Source organism: Janthinobacterium sp. RA13, assembly GCF_000745325.1.
Taxonomy (GTDB): Bacteria; Pseudomonadota; Gammaproteobacteria; order Burkholderiales; family Burkholderiaceae_D; genus Janthinobacterium; species Janthinobacterium rivuli.
In genome coordinates, this window is sequence record NZ_JQNP01000001.1 from 2,948,077 (window position 1) to 2,970,808 (window position 22,732).

Sequence of the window (22,732 nt, forward strand, 5' to 3'; positions counted from 1 at the left end):
TCAGGGCGCAAAAGCGCCAAAAATTTAACCGGTTTTAGGCGTTAAAAATCTGTGTAAAATAAAGAATTCGTATGTATAATTCGGCGACGTCCCGGATACGGCTGGAGCTTTGTGTCGTCATTTTGGGGTTCAGTTGCAAGACAAGAGATGGTATTTGGAGAAAGCAGGCATGAATTTTTCGAACGAGAAAAGTCCCAAGAACTACACAGGCATCACTATCGTTGTCCTGCTGCACGTTCTCGCGGCTTACGGGATCGTGACGGGCTTGGGCAAGCGGTTAGTCACCAAAATGATGGAACCGGTTGAAACCAAGATTATCGAGGAAGTCAAACCGCCTCCACCGAAGGATCTTCCACCGCCACCACCGCCGCCAGAAATGAAAGCGCCACCGCCGCCATTCATTCCGCCAGTCGAGGTGAACGTGCAGCAGCCGCCGCCACAGCAGAACGTGATTGCAAATGCGACGACCGTGAAACCAGCCACGAATGTATTGACGCCGCCATCGCCGCCTGCACAGCCTGCGCCAACTCCTGGACCAGCCAAATCGGTGCGTACACCGGCCGTGGTTGACTTCAGTGTCTGCGAAAAACCGGCTTATCCAAAGTCGTCGCAGCGCAACGAGGAAACCGGTGTGGTGACACTGTCGTTCCTGATCGGTGTAGACGGCAAGGTCGCTGATTCGAAGATCGTGAAGTCCAGCGGCTTCAGAGACCTGGACAAAGCCGCGGTGCAAGGTATCAGCCGCTGTACATTTAAGCCGGCAACAGTTGACGGCAAGCCGGAACAAGGCTGGCAGCAAATGCAATACGTTTGGTCGCTGGATTAAAACCCGAGACAGTTATCCCCTGTCTCACACTATGATTTCGTTGTCATTACGTTCAGCGATCTGTTATTTTTAATTTTGGAGGAAGCATGTTTAAGAATACCCGTTTGTCCGCATTTTTTGCCGCGGTTCTGTTGTCCGTTACCGCCACTACCGCTCTGGTAGCAGCTCCGGCATTCGCTGACGCGCCAGCATCGGCTGCCGCTTCGGCTCCTGCGGCAGACGCTGCACCAGCACCAGTTGCAGCAGATGCAGCCGCTCCAGCAGCAGACGCAGCAGCAACTCCAGCCGCTGATGCAGCAGCTCCAGCCAAAACCGAAGAAGTGCACAACCCGTTCGGCCTGCAAGCAGTGTGGGACGGCGGCTTCGTGCCACGCGCCACCCTGATCATCATGGTCATCATGTCGATCGGTACCTGGTACATCATCATCACCAAGCTGATCGATCAAATGAAGATCTTCAAGCAAGCTAAAGAAGCCGCTGCCAAATTCTGGAAAGCGCCTTCGATCGCTGCTGGTTCGGCAACCCTGGAAGAAGGTTCGCCATTCCGCTTCATCGCTGAATCGGGCACCAAGGCAACGGCTCACCATGACGGCGCCCTGCTGGAACAAATCGATCTGTCGACCTGGGTGACGATGTCGATCCAGCGCGCTTCGGACAAAGTGCAATCGCGTCTGCAAGATGGCCTGTCGTTCCTGGCAACCGTTGGTTCGACCGCACCGTTTATCGGTCTGTTCGGTACCGTTTGGGGTATCTACAACGCACTGACCGCTATCGGCATGACCGGTAACGCATCGATCGACAAAGTTGCAGGTCCAGTTGGTGAAGCACTGATCATGACCGCTTTCGGTCTGCTGGTCGCTGTTCCTGCCGTTCTGGGTTACAACTGGTTGGTTCGTCGTAACAAAACCGCAATGGAAGACATCCGCTCGTTCAGCGCCGACGTTCACTCGGTTCTGGTTTCCGGCGTAATGTCCACCAGCGAAGCTGGCCGTGCTGCCGGCGCTAAAAAGATCGGATAAGTCATGTCGATGTCCGTCGGCTCCGACAGCGGAGAACAAGATCAGGTAATGTCAGAAATCAACACGACGCCGCTTGTCGACATCATGTTGGTTTTGCTGATCATTTTCTTGATTACGAGTCCGGTTGTCCTCAAGCTGCAGAAAATCGATCTGCCGATTGAGACGAACCAAGCCCTGCAAACCAAGCCGCAAAACGTTAACATCGTTGTTAACAAGGATGGCGAGATTTACCTGGGCCAGACCAGACTGAAAGACACGAACGAGCTGTTCGATTATCTTAAAGTTGAAGCAGTGAAAGTACCGCAGCCGGAAGTACACGTTCGTGGCGACCAAGAAACACGCTACGAATCGATCGGCCGGGTTATTTACACGACCCAACGTGCCGGGATCCAGAAGGTCGGCTTCATCACCGAACCACCTGACAAGAGCTGATAGCGACTGACAGCGGCGCCCCGGCAACACGGGGGCGCCACTGAAGGAAGCTTGCCGGGCGGCAGTTTTGCCCGGTGCTTCGTTGGACTTCTTAAAGGAAACACTATGAGTATGAATGTCGGTTCGGGAAGCGCAGCAGGCGCGGATCCGGAACCAATGATGGAACTGAACATGACGCCCCTCATCGACGTGATGCTGGTGCTGATTATCATGTTGATCATCACGATTCCTAAGCAAAACCACTCGGTGAACCTGAACATGCCGGTCGGCACCCCGCCGCCACCGACAACCGAACCAGTGGTCGTCACGATCGATGTCGATTTTGATGGCACTATCTTGTGGGACAATCAGGTCGTACCTGATCGTAATACGCTGGAAGCCAAGCTGAGCAACGTTGCTGCGCAAGCAGACCAGCCAGAAGTGCATCTGCGTCCTAACAAGCTGGTGGAATACAAAGTCGTCGCCGGTGTGATGGCGTCGGCGCAGCGTCTGGGCGTGACCAAAATCGGTCTGGTCGGCAACGAGCAATTCCAGTAAGCTGTAGCAATCAGGTTATCTTTACATCCGAATAGGCAGGACTTCCTGCCTATTCGCTTTTTACTGAAAGACTTTCTCATGTCCAAGTTTCGTCTCGCTCATCTCGGCCTCGTCATGGCCGCTATCGGTTTTACCGCAGCAACTCCTGTAATCGGCCTGGGCTCGCTGGCATATGCCGCGGACACCGTGCGCGCCGAAGTCGGCAAGCCACTGCAAGAAGCACAAAAACTCGCTAGCAGCGGCAAAAACAAGGAAGCGCTGGCCAAACTGCGTGAAGCAGACAGCGTTGGCGGCAAGACCGCCTTTGAAAGCTACCAGATCGAACGCGTACGCGCTTCGGCCGCCGCCGCCGCTGGCGACAACGGCACCGCCATCAAGGCGTTTGAAGCCGTCATCAATTCCGGCCGCCTGAGCGCCGCCGAAGCCCCGAAATTCACGCAAGCGCTGGCAGGCATGTACTACCGCGCCAAGGACTGGCCGAACACCATCACCTGGATCAAACGCTCGCTGAAAGACCGCGAAGATCCACAGATGCGCGAACTGCTGATCCAGACCTACTACGTCAGCGGCAACTACGCCGAAGCGGCAAAAGAGCTGCAAGCGCGCGGCGGCAACTCGGAAGCAAGCCTGCAAATGCTGGCCAACATCCAGATGAAGCAAAACGACAAGGGCGGCTACGTCGCCACCCTGGAAAAACTGGCATCGAGCTATCCGAAAACCAGCTACTGGGCCGACCTGCTGAACCGCGTTTCGGGCAAACCTGGCTTCTCGCAACGCCTGGGCCTGGACGTCCAGCGCCTGCGCCTGGCTAACGGCCTGTTCAGCAAGCCTTCCGAATACATGGAAATCAGCCAGCTGGCCCTGCAAGCAGGCAATCCTGGCGAAGCGTTGAGCATCATCGAGCAAGGCTACAAAAAAGGCGTGCTGGGTACCGGCGCCGATGCAGCCCGTCACCAGCGCCTGAAAGACCTGGCCCTGAAAACCCAGGCCGACCTGAAAGCCAGCGCGGCCAAGTCGGAAGCGGAATACGTCAAGAACAAGGACGCCGACAGCTTAAGCAAGCTGGGCTTCGCCCTCGTCTACGACGGTCAGGCGGAAAAGGGCCTGGGCTTGATGAACGACGCCGTGAAATTGGGCACCGCCAAGTATGCGGAAGAAGCCAAGCTGCATCTGGGCATCGCTTACATCCACGCTGGCAAGAAGTCCAACGCCACGACGGCACTCAAAGCCGTCAAGGGCACGGATGGCGCGGCAGACCTGGCCCGTTACTGGACGTTAATGAATAAATAAGACAACATCCTCCGGGAGTTGTAGGCAGCTAGTCGAGTGCCACCCAAAAGCGTTGCCAGCACACCCGCCGGCAACGCTTTTTATCATTTCAGCAGGGAAATTACCCCTGCGGCCGCCCTGCCGGGTGTGCATCCCTGAAACAGTCCGTATAATCCCCCTTTTGGCACAGTTTTTCATCAGATTCCTATGAAGGTATTCCGCGGACTTCCCAATGCCCAGGCACGAGCGCCTTGCGCTCTGACCATCGGCAATTTTGACGGTGTCCACATCGGCCATCAGGCCTTGCTGGCGCGCGTGCGCGAAGCTGCCACCGAGCTCGGCATCGAAGCGGCCGTGATGACGTTCGAACCGCACCCGCGCGAATTCTTCGCGCAGCGCGCGGGCGACCTGTCCAAAGCCCCGCAGCGCATCGCCAACCTGCGCGACAAGCTGCAATCGCTGGACGACGCCGGCATCGACCGTGTCGTCGTCGAGCACTTCAGCGCCCAGTTCGCCGCCTTGACGCCGCAGGAATTCACGGAAAAAGTCCTCGTCGACGGCTTGCACGTGAAATGGCTGATGGTCGGCGACGACTTTTGCTATGGCGCCCGGCGCGCCGGCGACGTGGCCATGCTGCAGGAAGCGGGCCGCCAATATGGTTTCCACGTAGAAACATTGCCTACCGTGATGAACGGCAGCACGCGTATCTCGTCGTCGGCCGTGCGCCTGGCCCTGGCTGCCGGCGATTTCCCGCTGGCCACGCAGTTGCTGGGTCATCCGTACGCCATTTCCGGCCACGTGATCCACGGCCAGAAGCTGGGCCGCACGCTCGGTTTCCCCACCCTGAACCTGCGCGTGGCGCACCGCCCCGCCCTGTCCGGCATCTTCATCGTGCAAGTGCATGGCCTGGGGCCGGCACCGCTGCCGGCCGTGGCCAGCCTTGGGGTGCGCCCCACCGTCGATGACAGCGGCCGCGTGCTGCTGGAAGTGCATCTGTTCGATTTCAATCAGTCCTGCTACGGCAAGCTGGTGCGCGTGGAATTTTTGGAAAAGCTGCGCGACGAAGAGAAATACGACGATTTGCCCACTTTGACGGCCGCCATCGAGCGCGACTCGAACCAGGCACGCGCCTATTTTACGCAGCGCCGCAGCGCCATTACCGCCACCGACCGAATTTGACCCCGGCCAACTCCGCCGCCTGGCGGCGCCCGCCGCCGCCACACACCTGCTGCAAAACATCTACACCATACAAGTAAAGAAGACTATGTCCGATCAAAACAAGCCAGCCACGCCCAAGCAAAACAAGAAGCCTGAAAGCAAATACCCGGTCAACATGACGGAAACCCCATTCCCGATGCGCGGCGACATGGCCAAGCGCGAGCCGCAATGGGTGCAGCAATGGCAAGACAAGAAAATCTACGAGCGCGTGCGCAAGGCCGCCGCCGGCCGTCCGAAATTCATCCTGCACGACGGCCCGCCGTACGCGAATGGCGACATCCACCTGGGCCACGCCGTCAACAAGATCCTCAAGGATATGGTCGTCAAGTCGCGCTCGCTGTCCGGTTTCGACGCGCCATACGTACCGGGCTGGGATTGCCACGGCATGCCGATCGAGATCCAGATCGAAAAACTGCACGGCAAGAACCTGCCGACTGCCGAAGTGCTGGAAAAGGCGCGCGCCTACGCCAATGTGCAGGTCGAGCGCCAGAAAAAAGACTTCATCCGCCTCGGCGTGCTGGGCGAGTGGGACAACCCGTATTTGACCATGGCGCACGGCAATGAAGCCGACGAATTGCGCGCGCTGGGCAAGCTGCTGGAAAAAGGCTATGTGTACCGCGGCCTGAAGCCCGTCAACTGGTGCTTCGACTGCCAGTCGGCGCTGGCCGAGGCGGAAGTGGAATACGCGGAAAAACGCGATCCCGCCATCGACGTCGGGTTCAAGTTCGCCGAGCCGGAAAAACTGGCAGCCGCCTTCGGCCTGCCATCGCTGCCGACCGATAACGGTTTCATCGTCATCTGGACCACGACGCCGTGGACCATCCCGTCGAACCAGGCGCTGAACGTGCACCCGGAAGTCAAATATGCGCTGGTGAAGACCGAGCGCGATGGCCAGCCTTTGCTGCTGATCCTGGCGCAAGACCTGGTCGTGGCCAGCCTGGCGCGCTTCAAGTTAGAGGGCACGACGATCGCCACTTGCGACGGCGCGGCCCTGGCCGGCATCAGCTTCCGCCACCCGCTGCATGCTTCCGACGCGTTCTACGACCGTTTGTCGCCGTTGTACCTGGCCGAATACGTGACCACGGAAAGCGGCACCGGCGTGGTGCACTCGGCGCCAGCCTACGGCCTGGACGACTTCATCTCGTGCAAGGCGCACGGCATGAAAGACGACGACATCATCAAGCCCGTCATGGGCGACGGCAAGTTCGCCTCGACCCTGCCCCTGTTCGGCGGCATGACCATCTGGGAAGCGTCGAAACCGATCTGCAACGCCCTGCGCGAAGCGGGTGCCTTGTTCGAAGTCAAGATGTTCGACCACAGCTACATGCATTGCTGGCGCCATAAGACGCCGATCATCTACCGCGCCACCTCGCAATGGTTCGCCGGCATGGACGTGACGCCGAAAGACGGCGGCGCGACCCTGCGCGAGACGGCCTTGAAAGGCATCGCCGACACCGAGTTCTTCCCGGACTGGGGCCAGGCGCGCCTGCATGGCATGATCGCCAACCGCCCTGACTGGACCCTGTCGCGCCAGCGCCAGTGGGGCGTGCCGATGGCCTTCATCGTGCACAAGGAAACGGGTGACCTGCATCCGCGCACGCCGGAACTGCTGGAGCAAGTGGCCAAGCTGATCGAAAAGGACGGCATCGAGGCATGGCAGGCGCTGGATCTGAAAGACCTGATCGGCGACGAAGCGGCCATCTACGCCAAGAACAAGGACACGCTGGACGTGTGGTTCGATTCCGGCGCCACGCACCAGACGGTGCTGGGCGGTCCGCAAGGCCACGGTTCGCACTCGACGCAGCTGCAATTCCCGGCCGACCTGTACCTGGAAGGCTCGGACCAGCATCGCGGCTGGTTCCACTCGTCCCTGCTGGTGTCGTCGATGCTGAACGGCCGTCCACCGTACAAGGCCCTGCTGACGCACGGTTTCACGGTCGATGGCGAAGGCAAGAAGATGTCCAAGTCGCTGGGCAACACCCTGGCGCCGCAAAAGATCTCGGACACCCTGGGCGCGGACATCCTGCGCCTGTGGATCGCCTCGACCGACTACACGGGCGAGCTGTCGATCTCCGACGAAATCCTGAAACGCGTGACGGAATCGTATCGCCGCATCCGCAATACCCTGCGCTTCCTGCTGGCCAATACGTCGGACTTCAATCCGGCCACGGATGCCGTGCCGGTGGCGGAGATGTTCGAAATCGACCGTTATGCGCTGGCCAACATGGCATCGCTGCAAACGCAGATCGAGAACAACTACGCGCGCTACGAATTCCACCCGGTCGTCTCGAAGCTGCAGACGTACTGCTCGGAAGACCTGGGCGGCTTCTACCTGGACATCCTGAAGGACCGTTTGTACACCTCCGGCCTGACGTCGCACGCGCGCCGTTCCGCGCAAACGGCCCTGTGGCACATCACGCAAAGCCTGCTGCGCCTGATGGCCCCGGCCCTGTCGTTCACGGCCGAAGAAGCATGGGCCGTCTTCGCCGGACCGGAAGCGTATGCCGCCAGCGATGAAACCATCTTCACGCAAACCTGGTGGCAGCTGCCGGCAGTAGCGGATGCGGCCGATCTGCTGGAGAAATACACGGCCCTGCGCGCCGTGCGCACGCACGTGACGAAACAGCTGGAAGACTTGCGCACCTCGGGCGCCATCGGTTCGTCGCTGCAGGCGGAACTGACGATCAAGGCCGCGCCGATGAAGTACAAGCTGTTGACCACCCTCGGCGACGACTTGAAGTTCGTCTTCATCACCTCGCAGGCAACGGTGGCCGAAGTGGCTGACGAAGCGGCCGAGGAAGTGGTCGTGGCCGCGTCGACGGCGCCGAAGTGCGAGCGCTGCTGGCACTACCGTGCGGACGTGGGCACGGACGCCGCGCATGCTACCCTGTGCGGCCGCTGCGTCAGCAATCTGTTTGGCGCGGGCGAGAAACGCCGCTTCGCATAAAACGGCGCGGGACAGCTTCCTGCGCCGCTTCCCACCGCCGCTGCCCGCAAGGGCAACGGCGGCATTATCTTCCCTGGAAAAATATGGCCACTAAAAACCGTTTTTCATCGAAATCGTCATCCTCGGCGTCGCTCGTGCCCTGGCTGGGCATTGCCGCCATCGTCATCCTGTTCGACCAGATCACCAAGATCACGATCCTGAAGACCTTCCGCTATGCGCAAGAGATGGTCATCACCTCGTATTTCAACCTGGTGCTCGCGTATAACAAGGGCGCCGCGTTCAGCTTCCTGTCCGACCAGGGCGGCTGGCAGCGCTATTTCTTCACCGGCATCGCCCTGGCGGCCGCCGTCTACATCATCTATCTGCTGAAAAAGCACGCCGGCCAGCGCATGTTTTGCTGGGCCCTGGCGCTGATCCTGGGCGGTGCGCTGGGCAACGCCATCGACCGCCTGGTCTACGGCCACGTGGTCGACTTCCTCGACTTCCACTGGAAAAGCTGGGGCCATTTCCCCGCTTTCAATATCGCCGACAGCGCCATCTGCATCGGCGCGGCCCTGTTCATCATCGATGAACTGCGCCGGGTAAACAAATAAACACGCAGGAGAACGGCATGGAATTGTCCGGCAAAAAAATCGTCCTGGGACTGTCAGGCGGCGTCGCCTGCTACAAGGCGGCGGAACTGTGCCGCGCGCTGACAAAGGCCGGCGCCTCGGTGCAAGTGGTGATGACGGATGCGGCCAGCCACTTCATCACGGCCGTCACGATGCAGGCCTTGTCCGGCCACCCCGTGCACACGAGCCAGTGGGATGCACGCATCGCCAACAACATGGCGCATATCGATCTGACGCGCCATGCGGACGCCATCCTGATCGCGCCGTGTTCGGCCGATTTTCTGCGCAAGCTCGCGCACGGCGTGTGCGACGACCTGCTGTCGACCCTGTGCCTGGCCCGTCCCGCCCACCTGCCCCTGCTCGTGGCACCGGCCATGAACGTGGAAATGTGGCAGAACCCCGCCACGCAACGCAATGTGCAGCAGTTGCGCGACGACGGCATCAAGCTGTTCGGCCCGGCCGCGGGCGAACAGGCGTGCGGCGAAACGGGCCTGGGCCGCATGCTGGAACCGGAGCAATTGCTGACGGAGCTGATCGCCGCCTTCCAGCCGAAAGTCCTGGCGGGCAAGCGCGTGCTGGTCACGGCCGGTCCCACCTTCGAAGCCATCGACCCCGTGCGCGGCATCACCAATCTGTCCTCGGGCAAGATGGGCTATGCGGTGGCGCGCGCGGCGCGCGAAGCGGGCGCCGAGGTACTGCTCATTTCCGGCCCCACGGCGCTGGACGCGCCGTTCGGCGTGCGCCGCATCGACGTGCAAAGCGCGCAGCAGATGCACGATGCGGTGCTGGCCCACGTCGACGGCCAGCATGTCTTCGTCGCCGTGGCCGCCGTGGCCGACTGGAGAGTCGCCAACGCCAGCGAACAAAAGATGAAAAAGCAGGCCGACGGCTCCGTGCCAGAACTGCAGTTCGCGCAAAACCCCGACATCCTCGCCACCGTGGCGGCACGCACCAACCTGGCCGGCTATCCCTACTGCGTGGGCTTTGCCGCCGAATCGGAAAACCTGGTGGAATTCGGCTCGACCAAGCGCGAGAAAAAGGGCATCCCCCTCCTCGTCGGCAATATCGGCCAGAACACCTTTGGCCAGGACGACAACACCATCATCCTCTTCGACGAGGAAGGCCATACCGTGCTGCCGCGCGCCTCGAAACTGAACCTGGCGCGCCAGCTGATTTCGGAAATCTCGAAGCGCATTGCCAAGAATTCGCTGCTCAAATAATCCCTTTAAACGACTTAGCTTAGTTAGTTAGATTCATGAAAAATATCGACATCAAGATCCTCGACGCCCGCATGAAAGAACTGCTGCCGGCCTACGCCACACCGGGCAGCGCCGGCCTCGATTTGCGCGCCTGCATCGACGAGGCGATCACCATCGAAGCCGGCCAGACCGTGCTCATTCCCACCGGCCTGGCCATCCACATCGGCGACCCGTCGTATGCGGCCATGATTTTGCCGCGCAGCGGCATGGGCCACAAAAACGGCATCGTATTGGGGAATCTGGTAGGCTTGATCGACTCCGATTACCAGGGCCAGCTGATGGTATCGACCTGGAACCGGGGCCAGAGCGCTTTCACGCTCAATCCCATGGAACGCCTGGCGCAACTGATTATCGTGCCGGTGCTGCAAGTGGGCTTTAACGTCGTCGAGGAATTCGGCGACAGCGAACGCGGTGTTGGCGGTTTCGGCAGCACCGGAAAACATTAACAGCGACTGACAAACCGTAGCGAGCGGATGTGAGTTGTGGCTGAGAAGCAGAGCTGTGCGAATGCACAGTGAGCATCGGAGGCCGCAAATCGCGCCGCGCAGTAGGTTTTGTCAGGAGCTACACGAAGGAATAGTCCATGCCAGGTTTCCGCCATCTGATCCCAGCCCCAACTTCGCTGCGCCGATTGGCTACTCCCCTCCTGCTGGCCAGTGCGGCCATCCTCGCCGGCTGCACCACGCCGGCCACGAATGTCAGCGGTCCGTTCAACGTCGTGCCGGCGCCCGATGCGCCCGCGCCGACGGCGCAGCAAAAGGCGGCGCAGGAAGAACTGGTGAAGATGGTGGCGCTGCAGGACCGCCTGTCGAAAGTCTCGGCGCCCCTGCTGATCAACAATGCGGACCTGTGCAAGACGTATGCGCGCAACCTGCTGGGCTTCACGGCGCAGAACAAGTATTCCTACCCTGGCATCTATGCCGACGCGGCGCAGGCAGCCCTCGGCTACGGCGAACAGATGCAGGTCTCCGGCGTCTTGCCGGGCAGCGGCGCCGCCCGCGCCGGCTTGCGCAAGGGCGACGGCTTGCTGGCCGCCGAAGGCAAGCCGCTGCCGGCCGGCCCGAAAGCGGAAGGCCCGTTCGGCGCCATCGTCGGCCCGCTGGCTTCGAAAAGCGCGAGCCTGAACATGACCATCGCCCGCGACGGCCAGCAGCAAGACCTCAAAATTCCCGTCACGCGCGCCTGCGCCTTCCGCGTCGCCCTGGGCAATGCGGACAATATCAATGCCTACTCGGACGGCGGACGCATCATGCTCACGCGCGGCATGGTCAATGCGGCGCAAAACGACGAAAGCATCGCCTTCGTGATCGCCCGCGAAATGGCGCACAACATCCTCGACCACGCGCGCAGCCAGCGCTCGGCCGGGACGGCCGGCAGCATCATCGACAGCCTGGGCGCCGTGCAGCCCGACGTGTCGATGCTGACGGGCGCGGCCGGCATCAAGGCCATGCCGCAGGAACTCGACGTGCAAGCCGACACCCTGGCCATCTACCTGCTGGCGCGCGCCGGCTACAACGTCGACAACGCCGCCCGCTTCTGGCAGCGCCTGGCCACGCAAGTGCCGGCCACGGTCGCCAATGGCTACACGGCCCTGCACCCGGGCACCAACTCGCGCATGGCCGCCGTCAACCGCGCCGTCATCGACGTGCGCGCCAAGCAGGCGGCGAAGAAGCCGATCAAGCCCTAGGCCTGATCAACAAAGGAGGCGCCTGACAAAACCAAGTTTGGTCAGGCGCCGGGGAAGTTCGGGAAATAGGTGCCCATGATCCAGGTCAGGGCGCCGCAAAATACCACCGCCAGGAACAGGGCGATGAGCAGTTTGCCAAACTTGGGAATGCCGTCGTCTTGCGTTTTTTGGTCGTTCGACATGAAAACTCTCCGCAGGCTGTTGGAGAGCGTAGTATAGCCACAATATTGAAAAATATTCCATACTTTGCCGCCTACCTGCGGCTTTCCTTTCGCGGCCCATGGACAGCATCGACCTTGAAGTTCTGAAAACCAGCGCCGCCTGGCTCGCCGCCGGCCACCGCTGCGAACTCGTCACCGTCATCAAGACCTGGGGTTCCAGCCCCCGCCCCGTGGGCGCCACCCTGGCCATCTGTGACGATGGCACGGTGGTCGGTTCCGTTTCCGGCGGCTGCATCGAAGATGACCTGATCGACACCGTGCGCGTGCACGGCATCGTGCGCACGCAGCCGGACATCGTCAGCTACGGCATCAGCGCCGACGAGGCGCACCGCTTCGGCCTGCCCTGCGGCGGCACCATCGAACTGGCCATCGAACCGCTGCATGCGGACAGCAAGGTGGCAGAACTGCTGGCGCGCCTGGAAGCGCATGAACTGGTCGAGCGCCGCCTCGATCTCGATACCGGCACCGTCACCCTGCAGCGCGCTACGCCGGGCGCCGTGCTGTCCCTGGAAGACGGCGTGCTCACCACGCAGCACGGTCCGCGCTGGCGCTTGCTGATCATCGGTGCCAGCCAACTGTCGCGCTTCGTGGCGCAGATCGCCACGGCCATGGATTACCACGTCATCGTCTGCGACCCGCGCGAAGAATACCGGGGCGGCTGGAACGTGCCCGGCGTGCCCCTGCTGCACGCCATGCCGGACGACCTCGTGCTCGAACTCAAACTCGACAGCCGCAGCGCCGTCGTCGCCCTCACGCACGACCCCAAGCTCGATGACCTGGCCCTGATGGAAGCGCTGAAATCGCCCGCGTTTTACGTGGGCGCCATCGGCTCGCGCGCGAATAACGCCAAGCGCCGCGAACGGCTGCTGCAGTTCGACGTCAGCACGGAACAACTGGCGCGCCTGCATGGTCCCATCGGCCTGTACATCGGCAGCAAGACGCCGGCCGAAATCGCCATCTCCATCCTGGCCGAACTGACGGCCGTAAAAAATGGCGTTCCCGACGCGCTGCAGATCCAGCACGCGGCGGCACTTAGCCCGCCCACCACCGACATCTGCGCGCGCTAAGGCACGAAGCAAGAAACGCGGTGCGCCCGCATCGCCTCCCTGATACCGTCCCTGACTTTGGCCCCCCACCATGACCCTGCTGCACTGGACCCTCCCCCTGCCCGCCGGCTACCGCCGCGACGACGTCATCACCTTCCACAGCCGTGATACGGAAGCCGTGGCGGAGCAAGTCACGCCGGCAGGACTGCGCAAGGGCATCCTGATGCAAGGCGTGCCGGTCGTGCTGGATGTGGCCTTCACGAACGATGCCGCCTTCTGCCGCGCCGAGATCGACGGCGATGGCGTTGGCGACCTTGAAACACCACTGCACGGCGCCTTGTTGAACATCCTCGGCCTGCGCATCGATCCGCAGCCGTTCGCGCAACTGGCGGCCAATGACCCGCTGCTGGCGCCCTTGGTCAGCGTCAATCCAGGCCTGCGCATCGTGCAATCGGCCAGCCCCTTCGAAGCGCTGACCTGGGCCATCATCGGCCAGCAGATCAACCTGCCGTTCGCCATCGCCCTGCGCCGCACCTTCATCTTGCAGGCCGGACTCCGGCACGCCAGCGGCTTGTGGTGCTACCCCGAAGCGCGCGACGTGACGCGGCTATCCGTCGAGGACTTGACCAGCCGCAAATTCTCGCGCGCCAAGGCGGAAACCGTGCTGCGCCTGGCCCATCTCGTCAACGATGGGGAACTGTCGCTGGAGCTGCCGCCCTCCGGCGACGTGGCGGCGATGTCGCAGGCGCTGCTGGCCGTGAAGGGCATCGGCCCGTGGACCGTCAACTACGCGCTGCTGCGCGGCTACGGCTATGCCGACTGCTCGCTGCACGGCGACGTGGCCATCCGCGCCGCGCTGCAAAAGCTGCTCGGCGAAGTAACGAAGCCGGACATGGCGCGCACGGAACAATGGCTGCGCCAGTATGCGCCGCACCGCACCATGGCGGCGGCCCACCTGTGGGCCAGCCTGCATCCAAAAAATAATCCGCCAGCGCGGGAATAAACGGCGGGCGGCACGCGTCTATCCCTTGCAAGCCCCCAAAACCTCAAGGAGACCATCATGCGCTTTACCACTTTCGCCGCCACCGCCCTGTTCACCGCCTTGTCCGCCCCGCTGGCCTTCGCCGCCGACGTCATGCCCGCCAACGGCATGCTGGTCAACGCCAGCGGCATGACCGTCTACGTGTTCGACAAGGATGTCGCCGACAGCGGCAAGAGCGCCTGCAGCGGCGGCTGCCTGGTGGTCTGGCCCGCCGTCATCGCCACCGAAGCGGCGCCCGCCGCGCCATATGGCAGCATCAAGCGCGAAGACAACGGCGCCATGCAGCTGACCTACAAGGGCAAGCCTCTTTACCTGTACAAGGAAGACAAGAAGCCGGGCGACGTGGCCGGCGACAATGTCAAGAACGTGTGGCACGTCGTCAAGCCATAACAAAGCTGCGCCGCCATGACTGCGTTCGACGACAGCCGCCAGCTGCAAGCGTGCCTGCCCGGCCTGCGCCGCTATGCGCGCGCGCTGGCGGGCACCCTGCACGCGGACGACCTGGTGCAGGACACCGTGGAGCGGGCCTGGCGCAAGCTCGATCAGCGGCAGCGCGGCGGCGAGATGCGGCCCTGGCTGTTTTCCATCATGCACAACCTGCACGTGGATCAATTGCGCCGCCCCGGCCTGGCGCTGCAGGAGCTCGACGACGACGCCCTGCTGCCCGCGCCTGAACACGCGCCGGGACAGACCATCGCCATCGGCGAAATGGATGCGGCGCTGGCCCGTTTGCCGCTGGGGCAGCGCGAAGTGATCCTGCTCGTCGCGCTGGAACAGATGCCGTACGAGCAGGTGGCGGCCACCCTGGACATCCCCGTCGGCACCGTGATGTCGCGCTTGTCGCGCGGGCGCGAGCGGCTGCGCGAACTGCTCGACGGCCGCCCCGTTGGCAACCATGGCGCCCCCACCCTGAAAGTCGTGAAATGACAACGCAAGCCATCAGCGAAGCGCAATTGCACGCCCTGGCCGACGGCGTCCTGCCCGAGGAACAGCGCGCGGCCATCGACGACCACCTGCGCGCGCATCCAGAAGACGCCGCCCGAGTCGACGCCTGGCGTGCACAGAACCGGCAATTGCGCGCCCTGTTCGATCCCGTGCTGGATGAAACCGTGCCGCCGGCGCTGCTGCAAGCGACATCGCCACCGGCGGCGAACGGCGCCTGGCGGCGCCCCGCCATGCAGGCGGCAGCGGCCGTCGTGCTGGTGCTTGCCGGCGGCATGGGTGGCTGGCTGCTGCGCGGCGATGCCGGCGACAGCATCACCGCCAGCGCCAGCCCGATCTCCCTGGCGCGCAGCGCCGCCATCGCCCACGCCGTCTACACACCCGAAGTGCGCCACCCCGTCGAGGTGGGCGCGGAACAGGAGGCGCACCTGGTGCAGTGGCTGTCGAAACGCCTGGGCACGAAATTGCAGCCGCCAGCGCTGTCGCCGCTCGGTTATCACCTGATCGGCGGACGCCTGCTGCCCGGCGATGGCGACGGCCCCGTGGCGCAATTCATGTATGAAGATGGCGGCGGCAAGCGCCTGACCCTGTACGTGGCGAAAGAGCGGGCGGGCAGGCAGGAAACGGCCTTCCGCTACACGCAGGAAAAGGAATTGAGCGTGTTTTACTGGATCGACGACCAGCTCGGTTATGCCCTCTCGGCGAGCCTGCCCAAGCAGGAACTGGGCAAGATCGCCGGCGCCGTGTACGCGCAACTGGAGCAGCCACGCTAAGTGGCGCTTGCCGCCCGCTGCCGTGCGCGTGATCCGGCCACGTGGATGACGCCAGCCAGCATGCCCAGTCCGACGCCAAACACCGCCACGCCCGTCCAGCCAAAACGCTGCATCAGCCAGCCGCTCACCGCCACACCGGCGGCGCCGCCGATGAAGGTGGCCGTCATGTACAGGCTGTTGATGCGCCCCTGAGCGGCCGGGTCGACGGCAAAGGCGCGTGTCTGGTTGGCTACCAGGGCGGCCTGCACGCCGATGTCGAGCACGATGACGCCGATCACCAGCAAGGCCAGCGACGAGGCGGCACCCGCCAGCAGTACGTAGGACAAGGTCACGATGGCGATGCTCAGGCCAATGACCGTGCGCGAACCGAGTCTGTCGGTGGCCCTGCCGCCCACGGTGGCGGCCAGCGCGCCGGCCGCGCCGATGATGCCAAAGGCGCCGGCCCAGGCGCTGCCCAGGTGCCATGGACCGTTGGCCAGCAGCGAGGCCAGGTTGACCCAGAACGCATTGAAGCAGGCCCACAACAGCGCCTGGATCAGCATAGCTTCGCGCAGGGGACGATGGTCGCGCGCCAGTGGCAACAACGACGCCAGCAAGCCAAGGTAGGAGAGCTGGCTACCCGGTTTCCCGCGTGGCAGCAAGGCCGCCGCCGCGATCCACACGGGCACCATGAACGCCGCTTCCATGGCGTACACGGCGCGCCAGCCCCAGGCCTCGCCCACCACGCCGGCGACCGTACGCCCGAGCAGGATGCCCACCATGATGCCGCTGACCACCGTGCCGACGGAACGGCCGCGCTCAGCGGGCGGCGACATGCTCGCGGCGAGCGGCACCAGTTGCTGCGGCACGCAGCTGACGATGCCCAGGCCAAACGATGCCCCGATCAGCGGCCAGATGCCGGGCGCCAGCGCGGCCGCCAAGGCGCAAACGAAGGCCAGCGCGATCTGCCCCAGCACCAGCGTGCGCCGGTCGACGCGGTCGCCCAGCGGCAGCAGCAGCGCCAGCCCCGTGGCAAAGCCCAGCAGCGCCGCGCCAGCGACCAGGTTGACGGCCGCCAGGTCGACGCCGAGGCCGGACTGGATCAGGGGCAGGATAGGCTGGGTGCAATAGATGTTGGTGATGACCGCACCGGCGATCACCGCCATCATGAGTATCTTGCCGCGCGGCGCGGACGCCACGGTGTGTGCATCGGGCGGGGGAATGGGCGTGGGGCGCATGGCGCTCTCCTTTCAAGTTGCCGCAGCGACGTGCCGCAGCGAAGGAGACCAGCTTACGTACTTGCACCGACAAAGAGAATTCCATAATATTGAGAATCATTCTTCCAAAATTCGATAGGCTCACATGAGAACACGCCATGGATAGACTGGAATCCATGACCATCTTGCTGGCCGTGGTGGACGCGGGGAGCCTGACGGCCGCCGCGCGCCATCTCGGCATGCCGCTGGCTACCGTCAGCCGCAAGGTGGCGGCGCTGGAAGCGCACCTCAACACGCGCTTGCTGCACCGCACGACGCGCCAGTTGTCGCTGACGGAGGCCGGCCACTCCTACGTGGCCGCGTGCCGCCGCATCCTCGACGAGATCAGCGAAGCGGAGCGCATTGCGACGGGTGAATATGCGGCGCCGAAAGGCGAACTGACGATCACGGCGCCCGTCATGTTCGGACGCCTGCACATCGTGCCCGTGGTGGCGGCGTTCCTGGCCCGCTATCCGGACATCGAGATCAAGCTGGTACTGACCGACCGCGTGCTGCACCTGATGGACGAGCAGGTCGACGTGGCCGTGCGCATCGGCGACCTGCCCGACAGCAGCTTCATGGCGACGCGGGTCGGCACGGTGCGCCGGGTCGTCTGCGCCAGTCCCGGCTACCTGGCCGCGCATGGCACGCCGGCGGCACCGGGTGACCTCGCCGCGCATGCCTGCATCAGTTTCGAAGTGCTGGAATCGCGGCGCGCCTGGGTCTTCGGCACGGGCAAGGCTGCGCAGTCCGTACCCGTGCACTCGCGGCTGGCCGTCAATACGGTGGACGCGGCGATCGCCGCCGCCACCCTGGATGCGGGCGTGATCCGCGTGCTGTCGTATCAGGTGATGGACGCCCTGCGCGAAGACCGGCTGCGCATCGTGCTCGCACCGTTCGAAGCGGTGCCCTTGCCCGTCAGCCTGCTGCACAAGGGACAAGCGCCGCTGCCCTTGAAATTGCGCGCCTTCCTCGATTTCGTCACGCCGCTGTTGCGCGCCGTGGAACTGGACGTCAGCCCAGCGCGCGTTGGAGTTCCGCATACGCGTCGACCAGCCGCTGCTTCGAATAGCCGCGATTGAGCCCACTCGGATTGGGCAATATCCACACGCGCGCGCCGCCAAAGCGCTCCGGCTGTTCGCCCCACTCCAGCTGGCGCTTGCCCGTCATCGCCGCATAGGCGGCCTTGCCCAGGAAGGCGATCCACTGCGGCTGCAGCAAGGCCAGTTTATGCCGCAGGCCCGCCGCCGCTTGCGCGAATTCGTCCGTGTCCACCTGATCCGCGCGGCGGGTCGGGCGCCCGACGGCCGCCGTCAAGCCCAGTCCGAAACCGAGCACGCTGGCATCGTCCTGCGGCGCCACCAGATGTGGCGTGAAGCCGGCCAGGTGCAGCACGGGCCAGAAGCGGTTGCTGCGGCCGAGAAAATGGTGGCCGGCCGCCGCCGCGTCCACGCCGGGATTGAGACCACAAAAAACCACCTGCAAGCCGGGAGCGAGGATGTCCGGCAAGCCCTGCGCCGCTGCGATGTATGTCATGGAGAACTCCAATATCAGAAGCCGCAGTATGCCACCGGACCCCACGCCCTGCAGCGCATGGCCGCTGGTGCTACCATCCCCTACTGATGCGCTCATCCGTTTGGCGGATGACCGTCGCGCTGTCCCGCACCATCCCCCACCAAGGAATACACATGACGACCCTGACCATCAATGGCAAGCAGCACGACCTTGCACTGCCTGAAGACACGCCCCTGTTGTGGGCCTTGCGCGACGAACTGGGCATGACCGGCACCAAATTCGGCTGCGGCATGGCCCTGTGCGGCGCCTGCACCGTGCACCTCGATGGTGTAGCCATCCGCTCCTGCGTGACGCCGGTGTCGGCCGCCGCCGGCAAGAAGATCATCACCATCGAGGCGGTGGGCGAAGACAAGGTCGGCCTGGCCCTGCAACAAGCGTGGCAGGAACACGGCGTGCCCCAATGCGGCTACTGTCAGGCCGGGCAAATCATGTCGGCCACGGCCCTGCTGCACAAGACGCCAAAACCAAACGACCAGCAAATCCGCGAAGCGATGAGCGGCAATATCTGCCGCTGCGGCACCTACACGCGCATCCACGCAGCCATCAAGCAGGCCGCCACCAGCATCAACGCAAAAGGAGCGGCCAAATGAGCATCCATGACACTCCTGCAGCACATTCGCCTGCGCGGCGCAACTGGATCAAAGCCGCCGGCGCGCTGGCCGGCCTGACCCTGGTGGCTGGTCCTTCCGGCCTCGTGATGGCGGCCGATGCCGTCAAATACGGCGGCGACAAGATGGCTGGCGGCGTGGTCGACGACACCCTCGTCTTTCTGTCGGTCGGCGCCGACGGCATCGTCACCATTGTTGTGCACCGCTCCGAAATGGGCCAGGGCATCCGCACCAGCCTGCCCATGGTGGCGACCGATGAACTGGGCGCCGACTGGGCGCAGGTGCGCGTGCAGCAAGCGCCCGCCGACGAGGCGCGCTACGGCAGCCAGGATACGGATGGTTCGCGCAGCATGCGCCACTCGTTCCGCGCCATGCGACACGTGGGCGCCACGGCGCGCCTGATGCTGGAAACGGCGGCCGCCGTGCGCTGGGACGTGCCCGTCACGGAAGTCAAAGCCGTCAATCACGCCGTCGTGCATGCGGCCAGCGGACGCTCGCTGTCGTTCGGCGCCTTGGCAGAAGAAGCGGCCAAATTGCCGGTGCCGCCGCGCGCGCGCATCAGCCTGAAAACGGCGGACGAGCTGCGCTACATCGGCCAGACCAGCACGCGCGGCATTGACCTGCACGACATCGTCACGGGCAATACCCACTTCGGCATCGACACGCGCCTCGATGGCATGGCGTATGCCGTCATCGCCCGCCCTCCCGTATTCGGTGGCAAGCTGAAAAGCGTGGACAAGACGGCGGCCCTGAAAGTGCCGGGCGTGCTGCGCATCGTCGAGCTGGCGGGCAGCCCGCCGCCGGCCATGTTCAATCCGCTGGGCGGCGTGGCCGTCATCGCGCGTAACACCTGGGCCGCCATCAAGGGCCGCGAAGCGCTGGTGCTGGAATGGGAAGATGGCCCGAACGGCAGCTACGATTCGAAAGCCTTCCGCAAGACCCTGGAAGCGGCCGTGCGCCAGCCGGCCAGCCCGGCGCGCGACCAGGGCAAGACGGTGGCCACGCTGGCCGCCGCTCCCGCCGCGCGCAAACTCAGTGCCGAATACTATCTGCCCCACCTGGCCCACGCCACCATGGAGCCGCCCGCCGCCACCGTCCGCATCGCCAACGGCAAGGCCGAAGTGTGGGCATGCGTGCAGGCGCCGCAAGCGACGCGCAGCAACGTGGCCAAGGCCCTGGGCCTGACGTACGACGACGTGACCGTGCACGTGACCCTGCTCGGCGGCGGCTTCGGGCGCAAATCGAAACCCGATTTCGCCGTCGAGGCGGCGCTGCTGTCGAAAGCCATGGATGGCGCGCCCGTCAAGCTGACGTGGACGCGCGACGACGACCTGCAGCACGACTATCTGCACACGGTGTCCGTCGAACGGCTGGAAGCGTCGCTGGACGCGAAAGACATGCCGACGGCCTGGCTGCACCGCACGGCCGCCCCCACCATCACCTCGACCTTTGCCGCCGGCGCGAACAAGCAGGCGCCGTTCGAGCTGGGCATGTCGGCCATCAACGTGCCGTTCGCCATCGCGAACATCCGCGTCGAGGTGCCCGAAGTGCCGGCCCACACGCGCATCGGCTGGTTCCGTTCCGTGTCGAACATCCCGCACGCCTTCGCCATCCAGTCGTTCACGGCCGAACTGGCCCACGCGGCAAAGAAGGACCACCGCGACTACCTGCTGGCGCTCTTGGGCCCTGCGCGCAAGATCAACCCGGCCGACTTGTCCGACGGCTGGAACTATGGCGAAGACCCGGCGAAGTATCCGGTCGATATCGGCCGCATGCGCCACGTGATCGAGCTGGCGACGGCAAAGGCGGGCTGGGGCCGCAAGCTGCCCAAGGGACGGGGGCTGGGTCTGGCCGTGTCCTACAGTTTCGTCACCTATGTGGCGGCCGTGATCGAAGTGGAAATCAATGCGGCTGGCGAAGTCATCGTGCCGAGAGTCGACATCGCCATGGATTGCGGCCCGCAGATCAACCCGGACCGCGTGCGCTCGCAGATCGAGGGCGCCTGCATCATGGGCCTGTCCTTGGCCATGAGCGGCGAGATCAGTTTCAAAAATGGCCGGGTCGAGCAAAGCAATTTCCACGACTATAGCGTGCTGCGCGCCGCCGACGCGCCGCGCGTGATCCACACGCACCTGGTGCCGGGCACCCTGGACATGGAGCTCGGTGGCGTGGGCGAGCCGGCCACGCCGCCGATCGCCCCGGCCCTGTGCAACGCCATCTTCGCCGCCACGGGCAAGCGTATCCGCGCCCTGCCCGTGGGCATGCAGTTGGCGAAGAAAGGCTAGGAGCGCCGCGCAACGAAGAACTGCAGCAGCAACGCCGCGGCTGCCACGGCTGCGGCGCCGGCCGCCAGCAGCCACATCGGCCAGTTGAGCAAGAGCAGCACCCCGCCCATGGCGGCGCCGATGGCGCTGCCCAGGTAGAGCGCCGATTCGTTGAGGGCGATGGCCAGGTTGCCGTCGCCCTGCCGCGCGCGCACGGCCAGCAACTGCTGGTTTTGCGGCACTTGCAGGGCCCAGCCAGCCGCGCCCCACAGCGCAATCGGCGCCAGCATCAGCCAGGCCGACCAGCGGGCCGCCAGCGGCAGCGCGCACAAGGCCAGCGCCAGCAGCAGCAAGATGCAGCAGGTCAGCTTCGGCGCCGCCACCTTGTCCGCCCATGATCCGACCAGCACGCTGCCCACGATCCCTCCCACGCCCCACGCCCACAGGAAGGGCGTGGCGGACATCGCCGCCCCCTGCGCGGACAACGCCAGCAGCGGCGCAATAAACGTGTACATGCCCAGGCTGGCGATGGCCGCCAGCAGCGACACCAACAGGATGGACAGCACCTGCCCATCGGCCAGCAAGGCCAGCTTGCGGCGCAGAGAAATCGCCGGTGCCGCCGGTAGCGCGGGCAGCTGCCACAGCAAGCCCGCCAGCGCCAGCCCGCCCAGAAGAGTCACCAGCCACAGGGCCGCCGTCCAGCCCAGCTGCTGCGCCAGCAGCAAGCTCAATGGTACGCCCAGCACCGTACCGCCCGCCATGCCGCCCATGATCACGCCGATGGCCTTGCCCCGCTGCTGCGGCGCCGACACGCCCGCCGCCGCTGCGATACCGAGCGCCAGGTAGACGCCCGCACCGATGCCGGCAATGGCCCGCCACGCCAGCAAACTGGCAAATCCGGCCGCCAGCGCGCTGGCCCCGTTCGCCAGCACGAACACGGTCAGCGCGATCAGGAGGCCCGAGCGCTGCGCGCGCGCCGGCAGCAAGGCCACGGCCAGCGGCGAGCCGAGGCCATAGGCCAGCGTAAACGCCGTCACCAGTTGCGCGGCCATCGCCAGGGAAATGGAAAATGCGCCGGCGATCATCGGCATCAGGCCCGCCGTCACATACGACGCCATGCCCAGCGCGAACGCGCCAATGGCGATCAGGTAGACGGTGGCGGGAAGACCGGAACGGGAGGAAGAATAGTCAGACATGGGCCAGCTTTCAGAAAGAAAGCAG

General features: G+C 64.0%; 23 protein-coding genes. 19 read left to right on the plus strand and 4 right to left on the minus strand.

Features of this window, described 5'->3' with window-relative positions; genetic code table 11:
• Nucleotides 1-169: 169 nt before the first annotated feature.
• The 11 genes from FG13_RS13055 to FG13_RS13105 all read left to right on the plus strand — a co-directional run bounded on the left by FG13_RS13055 (nucleotide 170) and on the right by FG13_RS13105 (nucleotide 11,805).
• Entirely contained in the window at nucleotides 170-826 is a 657-nt protein-coding gene (locus FG13_RS13055; protein ID WP_035821463.1) for an energy transducer TonB, read from the plus strand.
• An 86-nt stretch (nucleotides 827-912) separates the two neighbouring features.
• Complete coding sequence (locus FG13_RS13060; protein ID WP_200880281.1) at nucleotides 913-1,845, plus strand: MotA/TolQ/ExbB proton channel family protein; 933 nt, start codon at nucleotides 913-915, stop codon at nucleotides 1,843-1,845.
• Between the two features lie 3 nt (nucleotides 1,846-1,848).
• Nucleotides 1,849-2,277, plus strand: a complete 429-nt coding sequence (locus tag FG13_RS13065) for an ExbD/TolR family protein (protein ID WP_035821469.1) — start codon at nucleotides 1,849-1,851, stop codon at nucleotides 2,275-2,277.
• A 105-nt stretch (nucleotides 2,278-2,382) separates the two neighbouring features.
• Complete coding sequence (locus FG13_RS13070) at nucleotides 2,383-2,814, plus strand: ExbD/TolR family protein (protein WP_170840419.1); 432 nt, start codon at nucleotides 2,383-2,385, stop codon at nucleotides 2,812-2,814.
• A 78-nt stretch (nucleotides 2,815-2,892) separates the two neighbouring features.
• Nucleotides 2,893-4,104: a hypothetical protein gene (locus FG13_RS13075; RefSeq protein WP_035821474.1), complete on the plus strand. Its 1,212-nt coding sequence runs from the start codon at nucleotides 2,893-2,895 to the stop codon at nucleotides 4,102-4,104.
• A 186-nt stretch (nucleotides 4,105-4,290) separates the two neighbouring features.
• Nucleotides 4,291-5,262 (plus strand): bifunctional riboflavin kinase/FAD synthetase, encoded by a 972-nt coding sequence (locus tag FG13_RS13080; RefSeq protein ID WP_035821475.1) that lies wholly within the window; start codon nucleotides 4,291-4,293, stop codon nucleotides 5,260-5,262.
• An 85-nt stretch (nucleotides 5,263-5,347) separates the two neighbouring features.
• Nucleotides 5,348-8,248 (plus strand): isoleucine--tRNA ligase, encoded by a 2,901-nt coding sequence (gene ileS / locus FG13_RS13085; protein ID WP_035821476.1) that lies wholly within the window; start codon nucleotides 5,348-5,350, stop codon nucleotides 8,246-8,248.
• 83 nt (nucleotides 8,249-8,331) lie between these two features.
• Complete coding sequence (gene lspA, locus FG13_RS13090) at nucleotides 8,332-8,841, plus strand: signal peptidase II (protein WP_035821479.1); 510 nt, start codon at nucleotides 8,332-8,334, stop codon at nucleotides 8,839-8,841.
• Between the two features lie 17 nt (nucleotides 8,842-8,858).
• Nucleotides 8,859-10,079: a bifunctional phosphopantothenoylcysteine decarboxylase/phosphopantothenate--cysteine ligase CoaBC gene (gene coaBC / locus FG13_RS13095; RefSeq protein WP_035821482.1), complete on the plus strand. Its 1,221-nt coding sequence runs from the start codon at nucleotides 8,859-8,861 to the stop codon at nucleotides 10,077-10,079.
• A 35-nt stretch (nucleotides 10,080-10,114) separates the two neighbouring features.
• A complete protein-coding gene (dut, locus tag FG13_RS13100; protein ID WP_034785229.1) occupies nucleotides 10,115-10,564 on the plus strand; it encodes a dUTP diphosphatase in 450 nt (149 codons plus the stop codon).
• Nucleotides 10,565-10,701: 137 nt separating this feature from the next.
• A complete protein-coding gene (locus tag FG13_RS13105; RefSeq protein WP_035821485.1) occupies nucleotides 10,702-11,805 on the plus strand; it encodes a M48 family metallopeptidase in 1,104 nt (367 codons plus the stop codon).
• Nucleotides 11,806-11,846: 41 nt separating this feature from the next.
• On the opposite strand, the gene FG13_RS30680 is transcribed toward FG13_RS13105, so the two are convergent.
• Nucleotides 11,847-11,987, minus strand: a complete 141-nt coding sequence (locus FG13_RS30680) for a hypothetical protein (protein ID WP_175444556.1) — start codon at nucleotides 11,985-11,987, stop codon at nucleotides 11,847-11,849.
• 98 nt (nucleotides 11,988-12,085) lie between these two features.
• Between FG13_RS30680 and FG13_RS13110 the strand changes: the two genes are divergently transcribed.
• The 5 genes from FG13_RS13110 (at nucleotide 12,086) to FG13_RS13130 (ending at nucleotide 15,829) form a co-directional block, all read left to right on the plus strand.
• Nucleotides 12,086-13,093: an XdhC family protein gene (locus FG13_RS13110; protein WP_035821487.1), complete on the plus strand. Its 1,008-nt coding sequence runs from the start codon at nucleotides 12,086-12,088 to the stop codon at nucleotides 13,091-13,093.
• Nucleotides 13,094-13,163: 70 nt separating this feature from the next.
• Nucleotides 13,164-14,075, plus strand: a complete 912-nt coding sequence (locus FG13_RS13115) for a DNA-3-methyladenine glycosylase 2 (protein WP_035821489.1) — start codon at nucleotides 13,164-13,166, stop codon at nucleotides 14,073-14,075.
• A gap of 57 nt (nucleotides 14,076-14,132) precedes the next feature.
• On the plus strand, nucleotides 14,133-14,504 hold the full coding sequence (locus FG13_RS13120; protein ID WP_035821491.1) for a COG4315 family predicted lipoprotein: 372 nt from the start codon (nucleotides 14,133-14,135) through the stop codon (nucleotides 14,502-14,504).
• A gap of 15 nt (nucleotides 14,505-14,519) precedes the next feature.
• Nucleotides 14,520-15,041: an RNA polymerase sigma factor gene (locus tag FG13_RS13125; RefSeq protein ID WP_035821493.1), complete on the plus strand. Its 522-nt coding sequence runs from the start codon at nucleotides 14,520-14,522 to the stop codon at nucleotides 15,039-15,041.
• Nucleotides 15,038-15,829 carry an anti-sigma factor family protein gene (locus FG13_RS13130; RefSeq protein ID WP_035821494.1) on the plus strand — a complete coding sequence of 264 codons (792 nt, stop codon included), beginning with the start codon at nucleotides 15,038-15,040 and terminating at the stop codon, nucleotides 15,827-15,829. The genes FG13_RS13125 and FG13_RS13130 overlap by 4 nt, the downstream gene beginning before the upstream one ends.
• Here the strand turns inward: FG13_RS13130 and FG13_RS13135 are convergent.
• On the minus strand, nucleotides 15,826-17,046 hold the full coding sequence (locus FG13_RS13135) for an MFS transporter (protein ID WP_051959002.1): 1,221 nt from the start codon (nucleotides 17,044-17,046) through the stop codon (nucleotides 15,826-15,828). The two genes, FG13_RS13130 and FG13_RS13135, sit on opposite strands and share 4 nt — an antisense overlap.
• Nucleotides 17,047-17,183: 137 nt before the next feature.
• Here FG13_RS13135 and FG13_RS13140 point away from each other — a divergent pair, with 137 nt between their 5' ends.
• A complete protein-coding gene (locus FG13_RS13140; RefSeq protein WP_081922565.1) occupies nucleotides 17,184-18,146 on the plus strand; it encodes a LysR family transcriptional regulator in 963 nt (320 codons plus the stop codon).
• On the opposite strand, the gene mug is transcribed toward FG13_RS13140, so the two are convergent.
• Complete coding sequence (gene mug / locus FG13_RS13145) at nucleotides 18,079-18,600, minus strand: G/U mismatch-specific DNA glycosylase (RefSeq protein ID WP_035821497.1); 522 nt, start codon at nucleotides 18,598-18,600, stop codon at nucleotides 18,079-18,081. The two genes, FG13_RS13140 and mug, sit on opposite strands and share 68 nt — an antisense overlap.
• A gap of 152 nt (nucleotides 18,601-18,752) precedes the next feature.
• On the opposite strand from mug, the gene FG13_RS13150 reads away from it, so the two are divergent.
• Together FG13_RS13150 and FG13_RS13155 are read left to right on the plus strand one after the other, a co-directional pair.
• The gene (locus FG13_RS13150; protein ID WP_035821503.1) at nucleotides 18,753-19,229 is read left to right on the plus strand and encodes a (2Fe-2S)-binding protein; all 477 of its coding nucleotides are present in this window, start codon (nucleotides 18,753-18,755) and stop codon (nucleotides 19,227-19,229) included.
• Nucleotides 19,226-21,532, plus strand: coding sequence for a xanthine dehydrogenase family protein molybdopterin-binding subunit (locus FG13_RS13155; protein WP_035821504.1), 2,307 nt, complete (start codon nucleotides 19,226-19,228; stop codon nucleotides 21,530-21,532). Before FG13_RS13150 ends, FG13_RS13155 begins: the two co-directional genes overlap by 4 nt.
• On the opposite strand, the gene FG13_RS13160 is transcribed toward FG13_RS13155, so the two are convergent.
• Nucleotides 21,529-22,707 (minus strand): MFS transporter, encoded by a 1,179-nt coding sequence (locus FG13_RS13160; protein WP_035821505.1) that lies wholly within the window; start codon nucleotides 22,705-22,707, stop codon nucleotides 21,529-21,531. The genes FG13_RS13155 and FG13_RS13160 overlap by 4 nt on opposite strands.
• Nucleotides 22,708-22,732: the final 25 nt, after the last annotated feature.